The organism is Streptomyces sp. NPDC002730 (genome assembly GCF_042888805.1).
Taxonomy (GTDB): domain Bacteria; phylum Actinomycetota; class Actinomycetes; order Streptomycetales; family Streptomycetaceae; genus Streptomyces.
In genome coordinates, this window is sequence record NZ_JBIAQG010000008.1 from 82,740 (window position 1) to 102,330 (window position 19,591).

General features: G+C 68.3%; 20 protein-coding genes and 1 riboswitch. Of the genes, 13 read left to right on the forward strand and 7 right to left on the reverse strand.

The features are described from left to right. Nucleotides 1–52: 52 nt before the first annotated feature. Genes ACFYXH_RS21115 through ACFYXH_RS21130 form a run of 4 tightly spaced genes read left to right on the forward strand, consistent with a single transcriptional unit; the run spans nucleotide 53 to nucleotide 3,340 of the window. Nucleotides 53–664 carry a DUF5947 family protein gene (locus ACFYXH_RS21115; protein ID WP_389565784.1) on the forward strand — a complete coding sequence of 204 codons (612 nt, stop codon included), beginning with the start codon at nucleotides 53–55 and terminating at the stop codon, nucleotides 662–664. Continuing rightward, complete coding sequence (locus ACFYXH_RS21120; RefSeq protein ID WP_389564985.1) at nucleotides 661–1,359, forward strand: DUF6084 family protein; 699 nt, start codon at nucleotides 661–663, stop codon at nucleotides 1,357–1,359. Before ACFYXH_RS21115 ends, ACFYXH_RS21120 begins: the two co-directional genes overlap by 4 nt. Then, nucleotides 1,356–2,795: a hypothetical protein gene (locus ACFYXH_RS21125; RefSeq protein WP_389564987.1), complete on the forward strand. Its 1,440-nt coding sequence runs from the start codon at nucleotides 1,356–1,358 to the stop codon at nucleotides 2,793–2,795. The genes ACFYXH_RS21120 and ACFYXH_RS21125 overlap by 4 nt, the downstream gene beginning before the upstream one ends. Next, nucleotides 2,792–3,340, forward strand: a complete 549-nt coding sequence (locus ACFYXH_RS21130) for a hydrogenase maturation protease (RefSeq protein ID WP_389564989.1) — start codon at nucleotides 2,792–2,794, stop codon at nucleotides 3,338–3,340. Before ACFYXH_RS21125 ends, ACFYXH_RS21130 begins: the two co-directional genes overlap by 4 nt. A 148-nt stretch (nucleotides 3,341–3,488) precedes the next feature. Here ACFYXH_RS21130 and ACFYXH_RS21135 read toward each other — a convergent pair whose 3' ends face one another. Next, nucleotides 3,489–4,295 (reverse strand): transglycosylase SLT domain-containing protein, encoded by an 807-nt coding sequence (locus ACFYXH_RS21135; RefSeq protein WP_389564993.1) that lies wholly within the window; start codon nucleotides 4,293–4,295, stop codon nucleotides 3,489–3,491. 4 nt (nucleotides 4,296–4,299) lie between these two features. Continuing rightward, nucleotides 4,300–4,488, reverse strand: a riboswitch (cyclic di-AMP (ydaO/yuaA leader). Between the two features lie 652 nt (nucleotides 4,489–5,140). Between ACFYXH_RS21135 and hypA the strand changes: the two genes are divergently transcribed. The 6 genes from hypA to hypE are packed head-to-tail and all read left to right on the forward strand — an operon-like array spanning nucleotide 5,141 to nucleotide 11,315. After that, entirely contained in the window at nucleotides 5,141–5,536 is a 396-nt protein-coding gene (gene hypA / locus ACFYXH_RS21140) for a hydrogenase maturation nickel metallochaperone HypA (RefSeq protein ID WP_389564997.1), read from the forward strand. A 3-nt stretch (nucleotides 5,537–5,539) separates the two neighbouring features. Further along, nucleotides 5,540–6,304, forward strand: coding sequence for a hydrogenase nickel incorporation protein HypB (hypB, locus tag ACFYXH_RS21145; protein ID WP_389565000.1), 765 nt, complete (start codon nucleotides 5,540–5,542; stop codon nucleotides 6,302–6,304). Then, a complete protein-coding gene (gene hypF, locus ACFYXH_RS21150) occupies nucleotides 6,301–8,703 on the forward strand; it encodes a carbamoyltransferase HypF (protein ID WP_389565003.1) in 2,403 nt (800 codons plus the stop codon). The genes hypB and hypF overlap by 4 nt, the downstream gene beginning before the upstream one ends. A 53-nt stretch (nucleotides 8,704–8,756) precedes the next feature. Beyond that, nucleotides 8,757–9,080, forward strand: coding sequence for a HypC/HybG/HupF family hydrogenase formation chaperone (locus ACFYXH_RS21155; protein WP_389565006.1), 324 nt, complete (start codon nucleotides 8,757–8,759; stop codon nucleotides 9,078–9,080). Beyond that, nucleotides 9,077–10,201, forward strand: a complete 1,125-nt coding sequence (gene hypD / locus ACFYXH_RS21160; protein ID WP_362686015.1) for a hydrogenase formation protein HypD — start codon at nucleotides 9,077–9,079, stop codon at nucleotides 10,199–10,201. Before ACFYXH_RS21155 ends, hypD begins: the two co-directional genes overlap by 4 nt. Before the next feature lie 31 nt (nucleotides 10,202–10,232). Next, nucleotides 10,233–11,315 carry a hydrogenase expression/formation protein HypE gene (gene hypE, locus ACFYXH_RS21165; protein WP_389565786.1) on the forward strand — a complete coding sequence of 361 codons (1,083 nt, stop codon included), beginning with the start codon at nucleotides 10,233–10,235 and terminating at the stop codon, nucleotides 11,313–11,315. Nucleotides 11,316–11,335: 20 nt separating this feature from the next. Here the strand turns inward: hypE and ACFYXH_RS21170 are convergent, their stop codons facing one another. Beyond that, nucleotides 11,336–11,677 carry a hypothetical protein gene (locus ACFYXH_RS21170; RefSeq protein WP_389565009.1) on the reverse strand — a complete coding sequence of 114 codons (342 nt, stop codon included), beginning with the start codon at nucleotides 11,675–11,677 and terminating at the stop codon, nucleotides 11,336–11,338. Between the two features lie 730 nt (nucleotides 11,678–12,407). On the opposite strand from ACFYXH_RS21170, the gene ACFYXH_RS21175 reads away from it, so the two are divergent. Next, nucleotides 12,408–13,265, forward strand: coding sequence for a GNAT family N-acetyltransferase (locus tag ACFYXH_RS21175; RefSeq protein ID WP_389565788.1), 858 nt, complete (start codon nucleotides 12,408–12,410; stop codon nucleotides 13,263–13,265). Nucleotides 13,266–13,362: 97 nt separating this feature from the next. Here ACFYXH_RS21175 and ACFYXH_RS21180 read toward each other — a convergent pair whose 3' ends face one another. From ACFYXH_RS21180 to ACFYXH_RS21195, 4 genes are all read right to left on the reverse strand, one after another. Next, nucleotides 13,363–13,668, reverse strand: coding sequence for a hypothetical protein (locus ACFYXH_RS21180; protein WP_389565012.1), 306 nt, complete (start codon nucleotides 13,666–13,668; stop codon nucleotides 13,363–13,365). Between the two features lie 5 nt (nucleotides 13,669–13,673). After that, nucleotides 13,674–14,264 carry a RimK family alpha-L-glutamate ligase gene (locus tag ACFYXH_RS21185; protein WP_389565015.1) on the reverse strand — a complete coding sequence of 197 codons (591 nt, stop codon included), beginning with the start codon at nucleotides 14,262–14,264 and terminating at the stop codon, nucleotides 13,674–13,676. Nucleotides 14,265–14,596: 332 nt separating this feature from the next. Beyond that, the gene (locus ACFYXH_RS21190) at nucleotides 14,597–15,358 is read right to left on the reverse strand and encodes a hypothetical protein (protein WP_389565018.1); all 762 of its coding nucleotides are present in this window, start codon (nucleotides 15,356–15,358) and stop codon (nucleotides 14,597–14,599) included. After that, nucleotides 15,355–17,025, reverse strand: a complete 1,671-nt coding sequence (locus ACFYXH_RS21195; protein ID WP_389565021.1) for a M6 family metalloprotease domain-containing protein — start codon at nucleotides 17,023–17,025, stop codon at nucleotides 15,355–15,357. The genes ACFYXH_RS21190 and ACFYXH_RS21195 overlap by 4 nt, the downstream gene beginning before the upstream one ends. A gap of 351 nt (nucleotides 17,026–17,376) precedes the next feature. Here ACFYXH_RS21195 and rpmG point away from each other — a divergent pair, with 351 nt between their 5' ends. Next, on the forward strand, nucleotides 17,377–17,541 hold the full coding sequence (rpmG, locus tag ACFYXH_RS21200) for a 50S ribosomal protein L33 (protein WP_389565024.1): 165 nt from the start codon (nucleotides 17,377–17,379) through the stop codon (nucleotides 17,539–17,541). A gap of 68 nt (nucleotides 17,542–17,609) precedes the next feature. On the opposite strand, the gene ACFYXH_RS21205 is transcribed toward rpmG, so the two are convergent. Further along, nucleotides 17,610–18,068: a DUF5709 domain-containing protein gene (locus tag ACFYXH_RS21205; protein WP_389565027.1), complete on the reverse strand. Its 459-nt coding sequence runs from the start codon at nucleotides 18,066–18,068 to the stop codon at nucleotides 17,610–17,612. A 249-nt stretch (nucleotides 18,069–18,317) separates the two neighbouring features. Between ACFYXH_RS21205 and ACFYXH_RS21210 the strand changes: the two genes are divergently transcribed. Further along, a complete protein-coding gene (locus ACFYXH_RS21210; RefSeq protein WP_389565030.1) occupies nucleotides 18,318–19,493 on the forward strand; it encodes a serine hydrolase domain-containing protein in 1,176 nt (391 codons plus the stop codon). The last annotated feature ends 98 nt before the right edge of the window (nucleotides 19,494–19,591 follow it).

Below are 19,591 nucleotides of genomic sequence, written 5' to 3' on the forward strand. Positions count from 1 at the left end.
CGCGCCCCGGCTCCGGCCACAGCCTCCTGGGCCTGCCGGTGAACTGCGCGGCCTGCGACGGTTTCTGACCGAGCGGCCACCCCAGCAGGAGCGCTGCGAACTGTGCGGAGTGGCGGTGGCCGACAACAGCCACCGCCACCTGGTGGACACGGAGAAACGCGCACTTGCCTGCGCCTGCGTCCCGTGTTCCCTCCTGTTCGAGCGGCCCGGTGCCGCGGGCGGCCGCTTCCGGGCGGTGCCGGACCGCTATCTGGCCGACCCGGACCACCGCCTGGACGACAGCGCGTGGGAAGTTCTGCAGATCCCGGTCGGCGTCGCCTTCTTTTTCCGCAACGCGGCGCTCGACCGCCTGGTCGCGCTCTACCCGAGTCCCGCCGGCGCGACCGAGAGTGAACTCGACCCGTCGGCATGGCAGACCGTGCTGGGCGGCAGTCGGCTGGCCGCGCTCCTCGAACCCGACGTGGAGGCGCTCCTGTTGCGCCGTGTGGAAGGCCGGGCCGAGTGCTACCTCGTCCCGATCGACATCTGTTACGAACTGGTGGGCCGCATGCGCCTGTTGTGGCAGGGCTTTGACGGCGGAGCCGAGGCCCGGGCCGATCTGGAGGCCTTCTTCGCACATGTCGGCGGCCGCGCCCAAGTGGTGCAGGGGGCGGACCGGCCATGACGGAGTTCGCCTTCACGTGTACGGGCGTACGGGCCGACCAGTACGCCGCCGGTCCGACACTCGTCTTCAGGCTGCGCGTCACGGCGTCCGACAACGCCCGCGTGCACGCCCTGGCCCTGCGCTGCCAGATCCGTATCGAACCCGCGCGGCGCGGCTACGCTCCCACGGAGGCCGACGGGCTGGCCGACCTCTTCGGAGAGCGCTCACGCTGGGGCAGCACGCTCCAGCCGGTTCAGTTCGCCCAGGTCTCGCACATGGTTCCCAGCTTCACGGGAGAGACGGAAACCGACCTCGCCGTCCCCTGCACGTACGACATGGACGTCGCCGCCACCCGGTATTTCAACGCCCTCGAGGCGGGCGAGGTGCCGCTGCTCATGCTGTTCTCGGGAACGGCATTCACCGGAGCAGGCGGCTTCCGCGTCGAGCCCGTGCCGTGGGATCGGGAGGCGGCCTTCCGGATGCCGGTAAAGGTGTGGCAGGAGATGGTCGAGCAGCACTTCCCCGGCTGCGGCTGGATCCGGCTGCCGCGCGACACCATGGACGCGCTGCTCGCCTTCCGTTCGCGGCGGGCACATCCCTCCTGGGAGGCGGCCGTCCGGGCCCTGCTGGCCGAGGCCGGCACGCCGGACCCCCAGCCGGTCCACGCCCTGGACCGAGCGCTGCTGCCACGCGCTACCGGAAGGACGGCACGTTGACGACAACTGCCTTCGCACCGGCGACGGAAGCCCGGTTCGCCGTCGCCCGACAGGTGGCCGACGCGGTGCTCTTCGAGGGCTATGTGCTCTACCCGTACCGTGCTTCGGCGGCCAAGAACCGGCTGCGCTGGCAGTTCGGAGTGCTCGTGCCGCCCGCCTGGGGTTCCGAGTGCGAGGAGCACGACTTCCAGCACACGGAATGTCTGATGGAACCGAAGGCGGGCGCGACGCTGGCGGTCGAGGTGCGTTTCCTGCACGCCCGGCGCAGGACCGTGCAACAGGCCCGGCAGGACGGCGGGTTCGAGACGGTGCCCGAACTCCAACTCGAGGACCGCGTCCTGGTGCCCTGGGACGAGGGCGTCGAGGAGCGTGTCGAGGTGCTCGCAGACGTGGCGGAGCTGGCAGGAGACGGTGTCACCGTTCCCTTCACCCGCCCTGCCCGCGAAGAGACCGAGCCCGTCCTGGACGCGACCGGCCGGACGGTGGGCCGGCTGATTCGCCGATGCGAGGAGATCAGTGGCGCCGTGCGGCTGTCCGCACGTGACCTCGACGGTCCCTACCGGGTGATGCGTCTGACCGCTGTCGTGGAGAACACCAGCAGCTGGAGCCCGCCTGACGGCACGGCCGACCGTGACGCGGCGCTGCCCCGCTCGCTGGTGGCCGCACATCTGCTGATGGGCCTCAGCGCCGGGTCGTTCCTGTCGATGACGGATCCGCCCGAGTGGGCCAAGGGCGCGATTGCGTCCTGCCGCAACCTGCACACCTGGCCGGTCCTCGCCGGCGAACCCGGCCGCGCGGACCTGGTGCTGTCTTCCCCGATCATCCTGGAGGACCACCCCGCCATCGCCCCGGAGAGCCCAGGGGCGCTCTACGACGCCACCGAGATCGACGAGATTCTCGCGCTGCGCACCGCAGCCCTCACCGACGAGGAGAAGCGCGAGGCTCGTGGCACCGACGAGCGGGCCGGCGCGGTGATCGACCTGGCCGACTCGATGCCCCCTGAAGTCCTTGAGCGCCTGCACGGTGCGGTGCGTGCGCTACGGGAGGTGACCGGCCCCGACGCGTCGGACGCACCCCCGCCGCCCGCCTGTCGCGGGTTTACCGACGAATACGGCGTGGAGGCGCCGGGCACCCCGTGGTGGGACCCGGCGAGCGACTCCGGCTTCGACCCGGCCCGCGACCGGGTCGTCGTGGACGGCCGGTCGCTGGGGGCCGGGAGCCGCGTGCTGCTGCGCCCGGGCCTGCGGCGCACCGACGCACAGGACCTGTTCCTGCACGGCCGCAGCGCCAGGGTCGAGGCGGTGCTGCACGACGTGGACGGGGCAGTGCATCTGGCAGTGACCGTCGAGGGCGATCCAGGAGCCGACATCCGCCGCGAGCAGGGCCGCTTCCTGTACTTCCAGCCCGACGAGGTCGCCCCCCTGGAGGACGCATGACACGTCCTGAGCGGAACAGCGACCGGATTCTGGTCGCCGGGGTCGGAAACATCTTCCTCGGCGACGACGGCTTCGGCGTCGAGACCGTGCGCAGGCTGGCCGCGGAACAGCTGCCGGAGCACGCCGAGGTCGTGGACATCGGCGTACGGGGCGTACACCTGGCGTATCAGCTTCTCGACGGCTACGACACGCTCGTCCTGGTCGATGCCACGGCGCGCGGCGGCGAACCCGGCACGGTGTATCTGATCGAAGCCGACGGCGCGAACGGCATCGAGCCCCGGAACGCGCTGCTGGACGGTCACCGGATGTCCCCCGACGCGGTCCTGGCTCTCCTGGAGACCCTCTGCGCCGGCACCGGCGCGCGGCCCCCGCGGCGCATCCTGGTAGTGGGATGCGAACCCGCCGGGGTGGAGGAAGGCATCGGTCTCAGTCCGGCCGTGGCCGCCGCGGTGCCGGAGGCCGTACGGCTGATCATGGGCTTGCTGCGGGACGGCGAGCAGGAATCGTCCGCGCCACCGGTTGCGGTCGGCGAGGCTGCGAAGTGAGGAGAAGAGCATGAAGAAGACGATCATCGGTGGCGCGGCCGCCGCTACTGCCGCGACTGCGCTGGCCGCCGTCGTCAGGCTGGCCCTGCCGGACCTCATGCGCTATCTGCGCATCCGCAGGATGTGACGCGACTGAGGTGACCGGGCCTCAGTAGGCGCCGTTCACATTGTCGATCGAGCCGTACCTCGCGGCGGCGTAGTTGCACGCGGCGGTGATGTTGGCGACCGGGTCGTAGCTGTTCATCGACGTGCCGGGCACGTGATAGGCACGGAACGTCGGGTCGATGACCTGGAGGAGCCCCTTGGACGGGGTTCCCTTCACGGCGTTGGAGTCCCAGTTGTTGATGGCCAGCGGGTTGCCCGAGGACTCGCGCATGATGTTCCGGTGGATGCCGTTGTACGAGCCGGGGATGCCGTGCTTGGCCATGACGTCGAGCGACTCCCTGATCCAGCCGTCGAGGTTGTTCGAATAGGTCGCGGGCTTCGCGGCGGTGGCGGCGCTATTGGTGGCCAGCGTGCTCCTCTGCGCGGAGCGGCTGGCCCGATCCTCCGGAGAAGACGTGTTGGGGGTCACCTTGGCCTTTTTGCCGACCGACAGCTTGAGACCCGCGTGAATCAGCGAAGGGTTGCTACCGATTGCCCGCCGGTTGTCCTTGTACAGCCGCATCCAGCCGCCGCTCAGGGAGTGCGCCCGTGCGATCTTGGAGAGGGAGTCGCCCACAACGACGGAATAGGTGGTGGGCAGGGCCTTCTTCACAGCGACGGGCGTGGTGCCCGCGACGGCCGGCGCCACAGCCTTTTCAGCTGTGAAGGGATGCGCCGTCGGCTGCGCCGCGCCGGCAGTGGTCGCGCCGATCACCGGCAGGACGAGTGCGGCACCTCCCGCGCCCGCAGCGGCGAAACCCCGAGTGATCGGGCTGGACTTGGGACGGCGATGCTTACCCTTTGCGGGCATGGCGAGTTCCTCTCCGTCGCCTGCGAGGTCAGCTGTCGGGTTCGGGCTGGAGATGCCCGGCCGCAGTGGGAATGCGACTTCACCCCGAGCCGTTCCGGATTCCGGATCGGCGGCTTACCTGGGTTCCCCGCTCCTGCCGTACGTAAGTGGGTGGGTTTTACCGGACGGCGGCAGGATTCGGCGTTCCGTCCGGATTGCGGTGACCGTAAGCGAAAAGGGCTGGATGGAACAAGCCCTGAATTCACCACTGCAATCCATGCGGCGGATTCTGCGGCGGAAAATCCCGTGATCCACCGAGGGCGGGAAACTCAACTTTCTTTCTGGGACACGGGACTGAGCCAGGCCGGCGCCCTTCGCGCAGCGTCACGGACGTGACCCATATCACGGGCTTCGATGTGGGACCGGTCTGCCCCGCGGCGCCGCGAAAATGCATGACAAGTCGCGCGATTTCCCGCAAAATGGATGTCGGGAGCAATGTCGAGCAAACGCCCATTCCGGACACTTCGAAGCGGGATCGCGCTCCCGGAGTGCGTATTCAATCCCTACATTCGACCTATGCGTGCATTAGTGCCCTATAGATACGTTCTGTCCGTTTAGGTGGTAATCGGGGCCGCCCTTCCGGCCGGGCTGTTCTGTGGCGACGTGCACCCCGAGACCGGTACGGCTTCCGCCGCTGCCCCGAACGGTGTACGCGGCCGGGTGGCGTCGGCGTGCCGGGCTCCCGGCCGCCGTATCCCGGCCTGTAATGGTGCCGAACGGCCCCAGCGCTCAGCTTGCGCGGGCGGGCGACGCCCACCGGGCCCAGAGCGTTCGACGGCGGTCGGCCAGTGCCAGGACGGAGAGCGATGCACGAGATGTCCATCGCGTTGGCTGTCGTCGGCCAGGTGGAGCAGGCGGCGGCCGAAGCAGGCGGTGTCACCGCGGTGACGTCCGTACGGCTCCAGGTCGGCGAGTTGGCCGGAGTGGTCCCCGACGCTCTCTCCTTCTGCTTCGAACTGGCCTGTGCCGGGACCGTTCTGGAAGGTGCCGAGTTGGTCGCGGAGTCCGTGCCCGGTCGTGCCCGCTGCGAACCGTGCGCGGATGAATGGGCGGTCGGAATGCCGCCGCAATTGTGCTGTCCGATGTGCGGAGAGGCGACCGCCGAGCTGCTCTCGGGCCGCGAACTGCAGATCGTCAGCGTGCACTGGGAGGACGGCCAGGAGCACGAACGGGCCCGTGAACCCATTTTCGAGGAGTGCTGAAGCATGTGCCGTGTGGTCGATCTGCAACAGGCGGTCCTCGCCAAGAACGATGCGACCGCGCACACGCTGCGCGCCGAACTTGCCGCACGCGGCACCACGATCGTCAATCTGCTGTCCAGCCCCGGCAGTGGGAAGACCGCGCTGCTGGAGGGCGAGCTGCTGCTGGCACGGGAGCGGGGAGTACGGGTCGCGGCCCTGACCGCCGACCTCGCCACCGAGAACGACGCTGTGCGCCTGGCTCGTTCAGGAGTCCCGGTCAAGCAGGTGCTGACCGACGGTCTGTGCCATCTGGAGGCCGGGATGCTGAGCCGGCACCTGGACGGATGGCTGTCCGAGGACACCCGGCTGCTGTTCGTGGAGAACGTCGGCAACCTGGTCTGTCCGGCCTCGTACGACCTCGGTGAGTCCTTGCGGGTCGTGCTCGCCTCCGTGACGGAGGGGGAGGACAAGCCGCTGAAGTACCCCACCGCCTTCGGTCTGGCGCACCTGGTGGTGGTGACCAAGACCGACATCGCAGAGGCGGTCGAGTTCGACGAGGCGGCGTTCCGGGCGAACGTCGCGCAGGTCAACCCGGGGGTGGAAGTGCTGCTGACCTCCGCGCGTCGGGGCGACGGCGTCGGCGCGTTGCTGGACCGGGCGACGGCGGCAGCGGACGGCGGGCCGGTCCACGCGCCCGTCATGGCCGGTCAGGAGCATCTTCATCACCACGAACACGGTACGCATACCCATACGGCGGCCTCCGGCGCCATGGCGCAGTCCGGCTCGTGAGCGGTCCGCAGTCGGCTGCCGCCGTCGCGGAGGAGGCGGTGCAGCGCAGGCGGGTCACCGTCCGGGGCGTGGTTCAAGGCGTCGGGTTCCGGCCGTTCCTGTACACACTCGCCACCGGGCTCGACCTGGTCGGCCATGTGACCAACACCGGTGAGGGCGTTGTCGCGGAAGTCGAAGGGCCACCCGCTGACGTCGCTCTCTTCTGTGCCCGCATCTCCGCGGACGCGCCGCCTCTCGCGCGGGTGGAGTCCGTCGACCATCAGGAGGTCCCCACCACCGGGGGTGACGGGTTCACCATCGCCGCATCCACCACGGGCGGACCCGCGCGCACCCTGGTGTCGCCGGACATGGCGACTTGCGCCGCCTGCCTCGCGGAACTGGCCGATCCGGCCGACCGGCGTCACCGCCACCCCTTCATCACCTGTACGCACTGCGGCCCCCGCTTCACGATCGTCCGCGGTCTTCCGTACGACCGGGACCACACGACCATGGCCGGCTTCCCGATGTGCGCCGACTGCGCCCGGGAGTACGCCGATCCGGCCGACCGCCGCTTTCATGCGCAGCCGGTCGCCTGCCACGCCTGCGGCCCCCGCCTGCGTCTGCTCGTGGCGCAAGCGAATACGGAAGATGCGCCTCGGCCCGTATCCGCCGAGGACCCCATCACCGAGGCCCGCAGGCTCCTGTCCCAAGGCGCGATCCTCGCCGTGAAGGGCCTCGGCGGCTACCACCTCGCTTGCGACGCCTCCAACTCCCGGGCCGTGGCCACGTTGCGCCACCGCAAGGCCCGGGGGAACAAACCGTTCGCCCTGATGGCCAGGAGCATCGCCGACATCGAGCACCTTGTGCACCTGGGACCCCAGGAGCGAAGCCTGCTGACGGGCGGCCTCAGGCCCATCGTCCTGCTGCGCCGTCGGCCTGACGCTGTGCCGCCGGGACTGCCGAGGCCATCGGAGGAGGTCGCCCCCGGCAGTCCCGATCTCGGCGTGATGCTTGCCTACACACCTCTGCACCATCTGCTTCTCGGCCTGCCCGGCGATACCGACGGGCCGTGCCTGCTCGTGATGACCAGCGGGAATGTGGCGGGGGAGCCGATCGTCACCGAAGACACCGACGCACTGACCCGGCTGGCGCACCTGGCAGACGCCTGGCTCACGCACGACCGCGGGATCCACGTGCCGTGCGACGACTCCGTGGTGCGGGTGTGCGACGGGGAGCCGCTGATGATCCGCCGCGCTCGTGGCTACGCCCCGTTGCCCGTCGTACTGCCCCTACCCGTGCAGGCGGCCCTCGCTGTCGGGGGCGACCTCAAGAACGCGTTCTGTCTCGCGGAAGGGCACAGGGCCTGGCTGTCGGCCCATATCGGAGACATGGACGACCTCGCCACACAGCAGGCGTTCGAGCGCGCCGAAACACAGTTGGAGTCGATCACCGGGGTGAACCCTGAGCTGTTGGCGGCCGACCGGCATCCCGGCTATCGCTCCGGACAGTGGGCCGGCCGGCACGCGGCCGGCCGGCCGGTCGTGCGGGTCCAGCACCATCACGCCCACGTTGCCGCCGCGATGGCGGAGCACGGACTGGACGGGAGCCGCCCCGTGATCGGGGTCGCGTTCGACGGCACTGGCTACGGTGACGACGGGGCGGTGTGGGGCGGGGAGTTCTTGCTGGCGGACTACGACGGGTTCAGCCGCTTCGGACACGTCGCTTATGTCTCCCTGCCGGGCGGCGACGCCGCGGTGCGCCGGCCGTACCGAATGGCACTCGCACATCTGCGCGCAGCCGGCATCGCCTGGTCCCAGGACCTTCCCTGTACTGCCGCCTGCCCTCCCGACGAACTCCGAGTGCTGGAACACCAGTTGGAGCGGAACCTGAACTGTGTGCCTACGTCCAGCATGGGGCGGCTCTTCGATGCCGTCTCCTCGCTCGCGGGCGTCTGCCATCAGTCCGGATACGAAGCCCAGGCAGCCATCGAGCTGGAGGCGGCCGCACTGACGGCGGCGGCCGAGGACGTCGTCGGCTACGCGTTCGCCCTGCGGCCTCCGGGTGATGGTCGGGCTGCGGTGGCCGCTGACCCTGCACCCGTTCTGGCAGCAGTCGTCGACGACGTACGGGCGGGCACACCTCCGGCCCTTGTCGCCGCGCGCTTCCACCGGGCCGTCGCCGATCTCGTACACAAGATCTGCGTCATGGCGCGAGACGAGCGCGGACTGGACACCGTAACCCTGACCGGCGGTGTCTTCGCCAACACTCTGCTCTCCTCGGCGTGCGCACAGACGCTTCGCGAGGACGGCTTCACCGTCCTGCGCCACCACCAAGTCCCGCCGAACGACGGGGGACTGGCGCTCGGTCAACTGATGGTGGCCGCACATGCCGCCGTGGCCCTGCGCGCAGGCGGCGACTGACGACGTGCCCCGGGGAGACCGGGCGACGAAACACCCACAGCGAGGAGAAGGACATGTGCCTGGCGGTACCCGGGAGAGTCCTGGACATCGAGGAACGCGACGGCACCCGTATGGCCCGCGTTGACTTCGGCGGTGTCGTCAAGGAGGTGTGCCTGGAGTATCTGCCGGACCTCCAGGTCGGCGAGTACGCCATCGTGCATGTGGGGTTCGCCCTGCAGCGCCTGGACGAGGAGTCGGCCAAGAAGACCCTCGAGCTCTTTGCCACGCTCGGGTTGCTCCAGGAGGAGTTCGGCGATCCGTGGGAGCCGGTGGCGCAAGCCGGCGGATCCCCGTTGCCCGCCGCCGGCACCGACACACCCCAGGAGGCCAAGAAGTGAAGTACATCGACGAGTTCCAGGACCCGGATCTGGCGCGCCGCCTGCTCGATGACATCCATTCCACCGTGACCAGACCGTGGGCACTGATGGAGGTCTGCGGGGGACAGACGCACACGATCATCCGGCACGGCATCGACCAGTTGCTCCCTGACCAGGTGGAATTGATCCACGGACCCGGCTGTCCCGTGTGTGTCACCCCGCTGGAGGTCATCGACAAGGCGCTGGAGATCGCCTCCCGCCCCGAGGTGATCTTCTGCTCCTTCGGTGACATGCTCCGCGTGCCCGGCACCGGCCGTGACCTGTTCCAGGTCCGTAGCGAAGGCGGCGATGTACGGGTCGTCTACTCGCCGCTCGACGCCCTGAAGATCGCTCAGCAGAACCCGGACCGGGAAGTGGTGTTCTTCGGTATCGGATTCGAGACGACTGCGCCGCCCAATGCCATGACGGTGTATCAGGCGCGCAGGCTCGGCATCCAGAACTTCAGTTTGCTGGTGTCCCATGTCAGGGTGCCTCCTGCGATCGAGGCGATCATGCAGTCCCCGAGCTGCCGGGTGCAGGCCTTTCTCGCGGCCGGGCATGTGTGCAGCGTGATGGGCGTCGCGGAGTATCCCGAGCTGGCCGAGCGGTTCCGTGTCCCGATCGTCGTGACCGGATTCGAACCGCTGGACATCCTGGAGGGGGTGCGCAGGACCGTACAGCAGCTGGAACGCGGTGAGCACACCGTGGACAACGCCTACCCGCGTGCCGTGCGCCCCGAGGGAAACCGCGCCGCTCAAGCGATGCTGGCGGATGTCTTCGAGGTCACCGATCGCGCCTGGCGCGGCATCGGAACGATCCCCGGCAGCGGCTGGCGGCTGTCCTCGCGGTACCGGGAGTACGACGCCGAGTACCGCTTCTCGGTCACCGGTATCCAGACCAGGGAGCCGGCGGAGTGCCGCAGCGGCGAGGTCCTGCAGGGTCTGCTGAAGCCTCATGAATGCGAGGCCTTCGGCACGCTGTGCACGCCGCGGACCCCGCTCGGCGCCACCATGGTCTCCAGTGAGGGCGCGTGCGCCGCGTACTACCTCTACCGGCGGCTGGACATCACGAACGCATCGCTGGAGGCGAGCCCCGTTGTCTGAGACCACAGAAGCGCTCTCGATCGATACGCCGTTGAACGGCTCACCGCAGGCCGCCGGGCCGGGGCTGCCGGACCTCACGGCGTGGACCTGCCCAGCCCCGCTGCGGGGCCAGAGCCGGGTGGTGATGGGGCACGGCGGTGGCGGCGTGCTCTCCGCCGAGCTCGTCCAGCACATTTTCGCGCCGGCCTTCGGGGGAGAGGTGCTCGGCCGGCTGGGCGATTCCGCGGCGCTCTCACTCGGCGGAGTCCGGCTGGCCTTCTCCACGGATTCCTTCGTGGTGCGGCCGCTGTTCTTCCCCGGCGGCAGTATCGGTGACCTGGCTGTCAACGGCACCGTCAATGACCTTGCCATGAGCGGCGCCCAAGCCGCTTATCTCTCCTGCGGATTCATCCTGGAGGAGGGGGTCGAGCTCTCGGTGGTCTCGCGCGTGTCGCAGGCGCTCGGTTCGGCCGCGCGCACCGCGGGGGTCGAAGTGGTGACGGGCGACACCAAGGTGGTCGAAGCCGGCCACGGTGACGGGATCTTCATCAACACCGCGGGGATCGGCATCATCCCGACGGGCGTCGATCTGCGGCCGCAGCGCGTCGTCCCCGGTGATGTTGTGATCGTCAGCGGCGCGATCGGCGTCCATGGCGTCGCGATCATGAGCGTCCGCGAGGGCCTCGAGTTCGGTGTGGAGATCGAAAGCGATTGCGCGGCGCTCGGTGGCCTGGTGGAGACGATGCTCGCTGTCACCCCGGACCTGCATGTGCTGCGCGATCCCACGCGCGGAGGCCTGGCAGCCGCCCTGAACGAGATCGCGGCGGCCTCCGGCGCCGGAGTCGTCATCCAGGAGCGCACCATTCCTGTCCCTCCACCCGTGGCCAATGCCTGTGCCATCCTGGGGCTGGACCCGATGTACGTCGCCAACGAGGGCAAGCTCGTGGCGTTCGTTCCGCGCGAGCACGCGGAGCCGGTCCTGGAAGCGATGCGCTCGCACCCTCTGGGCGCTGACGCGACTGTGATCGGCGAAGCTGTGGAGACGCACCCCGGAATGGTGGTGGCGCGTACCGGACTTGGCGGCACGCGGGTGGTGGACCTGCCGATCGGGGAGCAGTTGCCACGAATCTGCTGATGCCGTCGTTGCGGAACGCGTCACACATCCACGTTCACGCCACCGGGCCAGGCGCTGGTGTCGTGCTGGCGCATCGTCACTGTCTTCCAGGCGGCGGTTGAGCCGATATTGAGACAGGAATCGAATGCGTAGACATACGTGTACACCGGACCGTACTGGCCCTGCCACATGTGCCCGTCATCGGACTCGGCGTACCAGTAGAAGTACTGCTGATTGTTGGGTGCGAGCAGTACGCGCTCATAGGGCTTGATGCGCCACCAGCCCTTGGTCCGGTAGTTTCCGTACGACCCGCATGCCTGCGGGTCGAAGTACATGCCGACCACCTGGATCGTGGAGGAATGATTGTTGCGGAAGTACGGCATGCTCAGCCTCCCTCTTGTCCGGATGCCTCTATGTGTTCCTGCCACCGCGCCGCGAGAGTGGTTCGTGGTATGTCTTCCGCTGACGCGATGGGAGGCTGCGGAACCGCCGACATGTCGCTGTCAGGGACTCTTGTGTCGAGGCCGCTACGGGCCTCCTCCTCCGGTGCCTCGCGGAGCAGGTCAACAGCCGGCTCGAAGTTCTGCAGCGGAGCCGGGGAATCGAACGATATCGGGCCATTGGTCATGGCGAAATACCTCATGACTTTCTTGGATGTGCCTTGGATTCGCGGGATGAGAACGGACCGCGAGGGCTGATCACTGCGCATGGCCCGTGATCTCGAAGTGTTCAGCGGTGCCGCTGGTGGACGGATCCGGATGCACCGAGTCCGCACTTCTTCGATTCTGCTCCCGCTCTTGTCGCTTTGCATCCCGGCGCTCCTGCCAATTTCTTTGAAGGCGCAACCGTGATCCAGCAGCAGACGCGAAGTGTCCGTCCCGTCAGAAGTGCCGCCTTGCCGGGGCGATTGCTCGCCACTAAGAACGGCTCACACAATGAGGTGGATAGTCCCTGATGGCCGTGCCCGTAGCGGGAGTTGAGCGCTCGGCTCGGTGTGGGACCTCGCCGTGGATCGTGTCGGACGAGCAGTGGGACCGGGTCAACCGGCAACTGGGCCGGGCGGTCGCCCCGGACCGCAATTCCGGATGCGGTGCGGCGCCGCCCCGTGATGAGATGCGCGGCGTGAGTGATCTTTCCCTGCGTGCCTGCATCGAGCAGTACTACGCCACCGTGCCGCTGATGTTCGCCGACGCAGAGGAGTTCGGCCCTCTGCGCTTGTTTGTACGAAAAGCAGCAGGCGCCCCGTACTACGGCGGCCCGAACCACGCTCAGCCCACCTCGGCAGGATCGGCGACGGTCACCATCGCCGACATCGCCCGGGTGCGCGCCCGGCAGCGTGAGCTCGGCGTGCCGGAGGCCTTCGAGTGGCTCGCCGAGGTGGCGCCGTCGCTGCGCGCCCGCATCGAGGCCGCGGGCCTCCCGGTGACGGAACGCCCGTTGATGGCCCTCGACCCACACCACCCGCTGCCCCCGCAGTCCCTGCCCGAGGGCGTCACGATCCGCGCCCTGGAAGCCGACGACCCGGCCCTGCCGGCCGCCCTCGCCGTCCCCCGTCTGGCCTTCGCCGAAGAGGGCACCGCGGTCGGTTCTATGGGTCGCCCGGAACTGGCGGTGGCCGCCGAGAGGCTCACGGCGGACGGCACGGTGGCAACGACCCGCCCCACCATCCGCGCCGGTCACAAGACGGTCGTCGCTGCCCTCGCCCCCGACGGCACCCCGCTCGCCGTGGGCCACTATCACCCGGCCAACGGCACTACCGAGATCGGCGGCATCGGCACGCTTCCCACCGCCCGCCGCCAAGGCCTCGGCGCCGCCGTCGCGGCGGCCCTGGCCGCCCATGCCCGCGACCACGGCGTGCGCACCATCTTCCTCGCCTACGCGGAGGAGGCCGTCGCCCGTATCTACGCCCGCCTGGGCTTCCGCCCGGCCGGCACCACTCTGCTGATCGCCAACCAGCCCGCCCGTTCGTAGGGGCGGGGCGGAGGCCTTTGACGTAGGAGTCGCTCTGCCTGTGGTGGTACGTGGCGTTCGCGGTCCGCTGTCCGCTGTCCGTTCACGAACTGACGGATCATGAGGGCGGTTCGACCGTGAAAGAGCCGGGGGCGGGGTGGGATTCGGCCATGACTTCGCCCAGGGCCAATCTGGCCCGAAGACGAATGGTTGCCCCTGGCGCCACGCCCTGCATCAGTTCGTGGAGAACGCCCATTTCCAGGCGCTCTCCGACGCGCTGTGACAACAGGTCGGCGTATCCGGGTACCGGTTCGGCGCCGAGGACGTCCACCACCACCCGGTCCCAGCCCGCCAATCGCGGACAGGGGCCGGATTCGATCAGACGGGTGGTCAGAACCGTGAGGTTTTCGACTGCTTGCACCATCGTTCTCACGTCTCAGTGGAAGTGTGAAGGCGTACGTCGGCGAGCAGGCGCACCAGCGCGGCGGAGATGGGCAACCCTGCCCGTGCTTCGTAGTAACTGTAGGCGGGCATGGTGTTGACCTCGAAACACACCCATGAGCCGTCGGGCCGGCGACGCAGGTCGATGCCGGCGAACGGTAGGCCGAGCATCGCCGCCAGCCGAACGCAGCGCCGAGCGACCGCGTCCGGCAGATCGGCCCTGCTGAGGCTCGTCTGCCCACCGTCGCCCACGGAGTACCGGTAGTCGATGGCGCCACTGGTGACCTGTGCGGCGTAGGTCTGTCGGCCCACGACATGCACGCGTATGTCGTGTCCGGGCACGTAGGCCTGGAACTGCGTGGGGAGGCCTCGGACAAGGTGCAGCCGCGGTTCGTCCGCGGCGGTGAGCTCCCGGACGACGGACCGGATGCCGCTGACGGACTTGTAGACGACCCGGCCGTGGCGTTCACGGAACAACCGGACCTCGTCCGGATCGCTCGTGATCAGAGTGTCGGGGACGAGGAATCCGAATCGGGCGATGAGCTGCGCCTGGTAAGGCTTGGAAGCATTGGATGCCATGCGACATGGCCGATTGACGACAAAGGCGTCGGCCGTGTCCAGCCAGTCGAGCCACTCCTGGTGGACAGCGGCGCACCGGGAGGGTGACGACCTGTCAGCGGATGCCGTGCGCGCGGCCAAGGGGCGCGCATACACGGCCGTGATGTGCGCGGATGGCACCTCTCGCCCGTTCACTCGAAGCCGGCTGCCACAACCGTCGGCGCCCTGGGTCGGATTCAGGTCGAAGTCGTCGAGCCGTTCCTGGTCAATCACGAGGTGGTCGATCCCGGCGTCGTGAGCGGCCTTGACAGCCAGGGCGAGCGGTTCGTCGTCCCGGCGTCCGTAGAACGCGATCAACGGGGACCGCCGGGTGTTGTGCGCTCGGCGAGACCGATCAGCAGATCGGCCACGGCCGAGGCGTGCTCCGGCTGGTCCAGCGGAGGGCGCAGATCGACGTCCGCGGCCACGTGTGACATCTCCGCCTCGGTGAAGCGCACCTCCAGGAGGTCCGTCCCGAGGCGGCCGGCCAGGCGGCGGCAGGCAGTTCCGTAGCGCTCGGCCAGGCTTCCGACGACGTCGGCTCCCACCACCAGCAGGCGCCCGCTTCGGGTGACGTGCAGCGGGCGTGCAGTCGGTCCCTGCGGGGCGGGCACCGCTCCGTGACTGTGCCGGACGACGGGCAGGCCGCACCGCGAAGCGTGCGCCTGCGCTGCCACGGCGGACAGCCGACCGGGCGCGGTGCCGTAGGCGCAGAGGGAGCCGACGACCCGCCCTGCCAGTCCGAGCAACCAGGCGGCAACGAGCGCGTTCAGCTCGGCGCGTGCGTATGCACGGTCCTGCACCCTCGCCATGCGGAACGCGCCGAGGGGCACGCCGGGCAGTCGGTGGAGGACCGCACCAATGCCGTGGTCGTCGAGGATCCGCCCACCGGGCAGGACCACACGTGTGGTCACGGCACCGCACTCGCTGATCCGCTGGCTCCACCGCGCGCGAGCGAGGTCGGCAGGACGGACGGCGAGCACGTGGTGTCCGCCGAGGCGAGCGGCGACGGCGTTGGTGACCGCCGCCGCTCCCTCGTCCTGCACGTCGGCCAGGACGACGACCGTGGCGGTCACCGAGGCGGCAGAGTGTCGTACTGCCGCTTGGTGTGTGCGTCGCCGGCCGTCGTGGCCATCTGCGGTGTTCCCGCCGATTCCACACCGTCCAACTCGGGCCGCAGGCCACCGTTGATGAACGGCTCGATGTTCCTCCAGACATCTCCCGCGAGGGCCTGCTCGACCACGGCAAGCCGTACCTGCAGGTCGTGGATCGTTTCAGGCAGTCCGGCGGCGGCCGTCCCATTGTGCAGGCCCACGCCCGCACGGGCGCGACTCTTGCGCATCTCCTTGACGGGCGCGGCGCGGGTCACATCCACGGTGGCCGTCATCGTGGCGGCGGAGGCGGAGATGTCGGTGATGGACACTCCGGTTGTGGCACCCGCGTAGGACTTGGAGCTGGGCATGCTGGTCGCGGTGAAGGACGTGTTGCCGGTGCTGCCCGGGTAGGGGTCGCCGTTGTCGCCGCGGTTGCCGCTCTCTTCGAGTTCGCATCTGTTGTCGGCCTGGACCAGGCCCACTTTGTAGTGGCTCTCGTCGGAGTTGTCCTGCTGGTGCTCGTCGACGTGCCAGATCAGCAGTCCGTCACCCGGCAGCGAGACGTCGTATCCCGTGCGCTGGCGGTTCTCGACCAGGAAGTACTCAGCTCCGGGCCTGCCGTCCGTCCAGACCCGGTGCACCTGGAAGCCGGTCTTCACGTCCGGGATCGACAACGTTCCGGTGCCCGTGACGTTGGTCGTGGAGGCCCATCCCTGGTTGACCTTGCACCACGCGGATGGATGCACCGGCACATCGCCGCCACCGCCCCACGATCCGGCGCCCATGAGGCACCAGTTGCCGACACCTTCGGAGGTGCCGTCGATGTCGTAGAGGTCGGGGAAACCGAAGAGCAGGTGACCCAGCTCGTGAGCGCAGACACCGATCTTGGCGTCCTCGGGGATGGTGAGATAGGCGAAGATCTTCGCGCCGTCTGCGTTGTAGGCGCTGGGGAGCACCCACTTGTGCGACCAGATGTCGCCGGGGACGCCGGTGGCTTCGCCGCCCGCCCCGGCGTGCACGACGATGAAGGCGTCGACAAAGCCGTTGCCGTCGTTGTCGTACGGGGCGAAGTTGATTGCAGGGTCGGCGCTCATGGCGGCGTCCCGGGCCATGATGTTCGCACGGGCCTCGCCGCCCGGACGGCCGATACCGAAACTGTGGTTGGCGTACCAGGAGAGCTTCTTCGGCATCCGTACCGGCCCGACGACCTCACCCACAATGTCGACCAGACCGTGTGTCACTTCTTTGAAGTATTCCCGCACGCTTCCGTGCGGGAGTACTCCGGTCGAGAAGAACAGCTGCTCGAAGTGCTCCGTGGTGGCCGTCATCTGCTTGTCGGAGAAGTCCGCCAGGACGACCACGACCCGCACAGTCCCACTCAGTGGCTCACGCTCGGCGGCCGCGGCCTTGATGGCGGCGAGAGGCGTGCCGAGAGGGAATTCGTCCGGCGGAAGGATGGTGCCGTCGTCGAAGCCGAGCCGGCGCGGCGTATGGCTCACACCTATCTGGCTTGCGAGATCCGACTCGCTGGAACGGATCCTCTGCAGCTCTTGCTGCACCCGTTCGCGCAGCTCCGGACTGGGTGATACGGCACAGAAGTCGGACCAGACAGCGACGGCATTGCCTCCGTCGACGAAGCGATCAGCCACGGCGAATCCTTCCGAATGAGTTGATTGCGCGATCTTGTCCAGTGACACATGCCGTCACGTCGGCCGCAACCGCTCGATGGCGCGACAAACGGGCCGATCGGGGGAGTGGTTTCGGTGTCGCCGATCTGCTGCCCGGCCGCTCTCTGGAGGCAGCCTGTTGCAGCTCACCGGCGGGCCATCCGCCGGCTGGGGACCGCCGAACCCGTGAGCCTTCCGGGGGACACCACCGAAGCGTGGCGGCCCCCGGGAATGCGGCGGAGTCGTGGTTCGTTACTGCCGTCAGCGCATCGATGAAAACGAAAACCATCCCTCTTATGGGATGGGTCCAGTGGAATCGCCGGGAGGCACCCCATGGCACGAAGCGACACCCGACCGGTCATCACCCTGCGGTCGACTGCCGGGACCGGTCAGACCTATGCCACCCGCAAGAGCCGGCGCAACGACCCCGACCGCCTGCTCCTGCGCAAGTACGACGCCACCGTCGGCCGGCACGTTCTGTTCCGTGAGGAACGCTGACGCCGGAGTCTCTGTCGGACGCCCCGCGGTGGGCGCTCGGTCGAGCGCCGAGCCGAGCCTTGCGCAGATCAGAACTGCTCGGATTCCGGGATCACATGCATCGCCGCCTCCTCCGCCGAGGCGGCGCCGTCAATGCCGACGTCGGTAGCGACCAGCTCCTTCTCCAGGTCGGAGTGGGCCCCCTCGTCAGGGGCCACAAGCCGCCCTGCGCGGTCCGCCCCGACCTCGTCGTCGATCAGCTCGCCGTCGGTATCCGAGGCGTCCCCCAGCCCATCGCCCGTGGGAACAGTGACGTCCGGTGCCTCCTCGGCCAGCCGCTCCTCAAGGCTCTCGCCCCGGTGCTGCTCCGCTGCGGTGGTGCCCACCCGGTCCACGGCCCACGGTCGCTCCGGCGGGGAGTACCCGTCGGAGAGGATCTGCAGCGCCGGATCCTCGAGTGTGTCCTCGGCGTCCAGCAGCCCGGCATCGTCCTGCACCTCGGACCCGTCCGGCTGGTAGACCTCGTCGCCCATGGTGCTCTCGGTCATGTCTCCTCCTCACGGCTCCGTGCTCCCTGCTTTCAGTTTCCGCCAGGCTGCGGTGCCGGGCGCCCTGTGGAGGGCCGTTTCGCAAGCCCCATGTCGGCTTAGAGGTGCGGTGCGGTTCTGAGGAGCTCCTGGAAATCCTCTGAAGCGCGCCGGCTGACACCGACGGTTAGCATGCGAAACGAGGCCCTCAACGGCGACAAGTGGGGATCGCAGGGCCGGCGTCCTTCGACCTTGCATGGAGGCTCCACCGTGCGTACACCCAAGGTAGTCACCCTCACGTTGCTGCAATTGCTTTTGGGTGCTTCGCTGGCGGGTTGCGTCGACGGTGAGGCCGCGAGCGCTGCGAAGGCGTGTCCGTCCGGCCAGATCTCTCAAGGCGGCACGTGCATTCCGGCCGACACCGCCGACTTCACGAAAAAGCAGGTCGAAGAATCCCTGAAGAAGTACAAACTCAGTGCAGCCATGGCAGGGATATGGGTCGACGGCAAGAGAATTTCGAATGCCGCTTCAGGGGAGTCGATGACGGGCGTTCCTGTTTCGACGGACATGCATTTCCGGATTGGCTCGGTTGCGATTCCCTATTTGACGACGGAAATTCTCATGCTCGTCGACGAGGGCAAGGTTGAGCTTGACGACAAGATTTCTCGGTGGCGCCCCGACCTTCCGCACGCGGACGAGATCACACTGAAGATGCTGGCCTCTACCACCTCTGGATACTCGGACTATGTCCGGGATCGTGAGTTCTTGGCCGAGCTCTACAAGAATCCGTTCCGGCAATGGACGGCGGAAGAACTGGTGAAAATCTCCGTCTCCAAGCCGCTCGAGAAAACCCCGGGAACGGGTTTCGTGTACTCGCACGCCAATTGGGTGATCCTTGGTGACATCATCTCGAAAGTGGAGAAGAAGCCCCTGGCGGAAGTGATGCGGAATGACATCCTGAAGCCCCTCGGCTTGACCCAGACCGAAAACCCGTCAACGGCGGAGATCACCGCCCCGGTACTCCATGCCTTCGACAGTGAACGGGGCGTATTCGAGGACTCCACCTACTGGAATCCGTCATGGACGCTGGCCCCGGGAGCGGTCATGACGGGAACGTTGGAAGATATGGGGAAGTCGGTGATGGCGCTGGGCGAGGGGAAGTTGCTGACGCCCGAGTCGCACAAGGTACAGATCACACCCGTATCGAAGCTGTCGCCGACAGTCTCCTATGCCCTTGGGCTGGCCGTGCAGAACACCTGGCTCCTGCAGAATCCGTCATTCGCCGGCTATCAGGGAACGATCGCCTATCTGCCTTCCAAGAAGATCGCGATCGCGACGGTCGCGACACAAGGGATCGGCAGCAACACCGCCAAGAATTTCAGCACCGAGCTCTTGATCTCGGTCGCCAACCATGTCGCCCCGGACACCCCCTTGAGCGGCGGCTGAGGAGTACTCACCGCGGCCGCTCCCTCCAGCCGGCCGTCGGGGAAGCCGAGCAGGGGGTGCGCGTCCTGGGCCGGGGGCTCGCCGCCTGCCCGGACCCA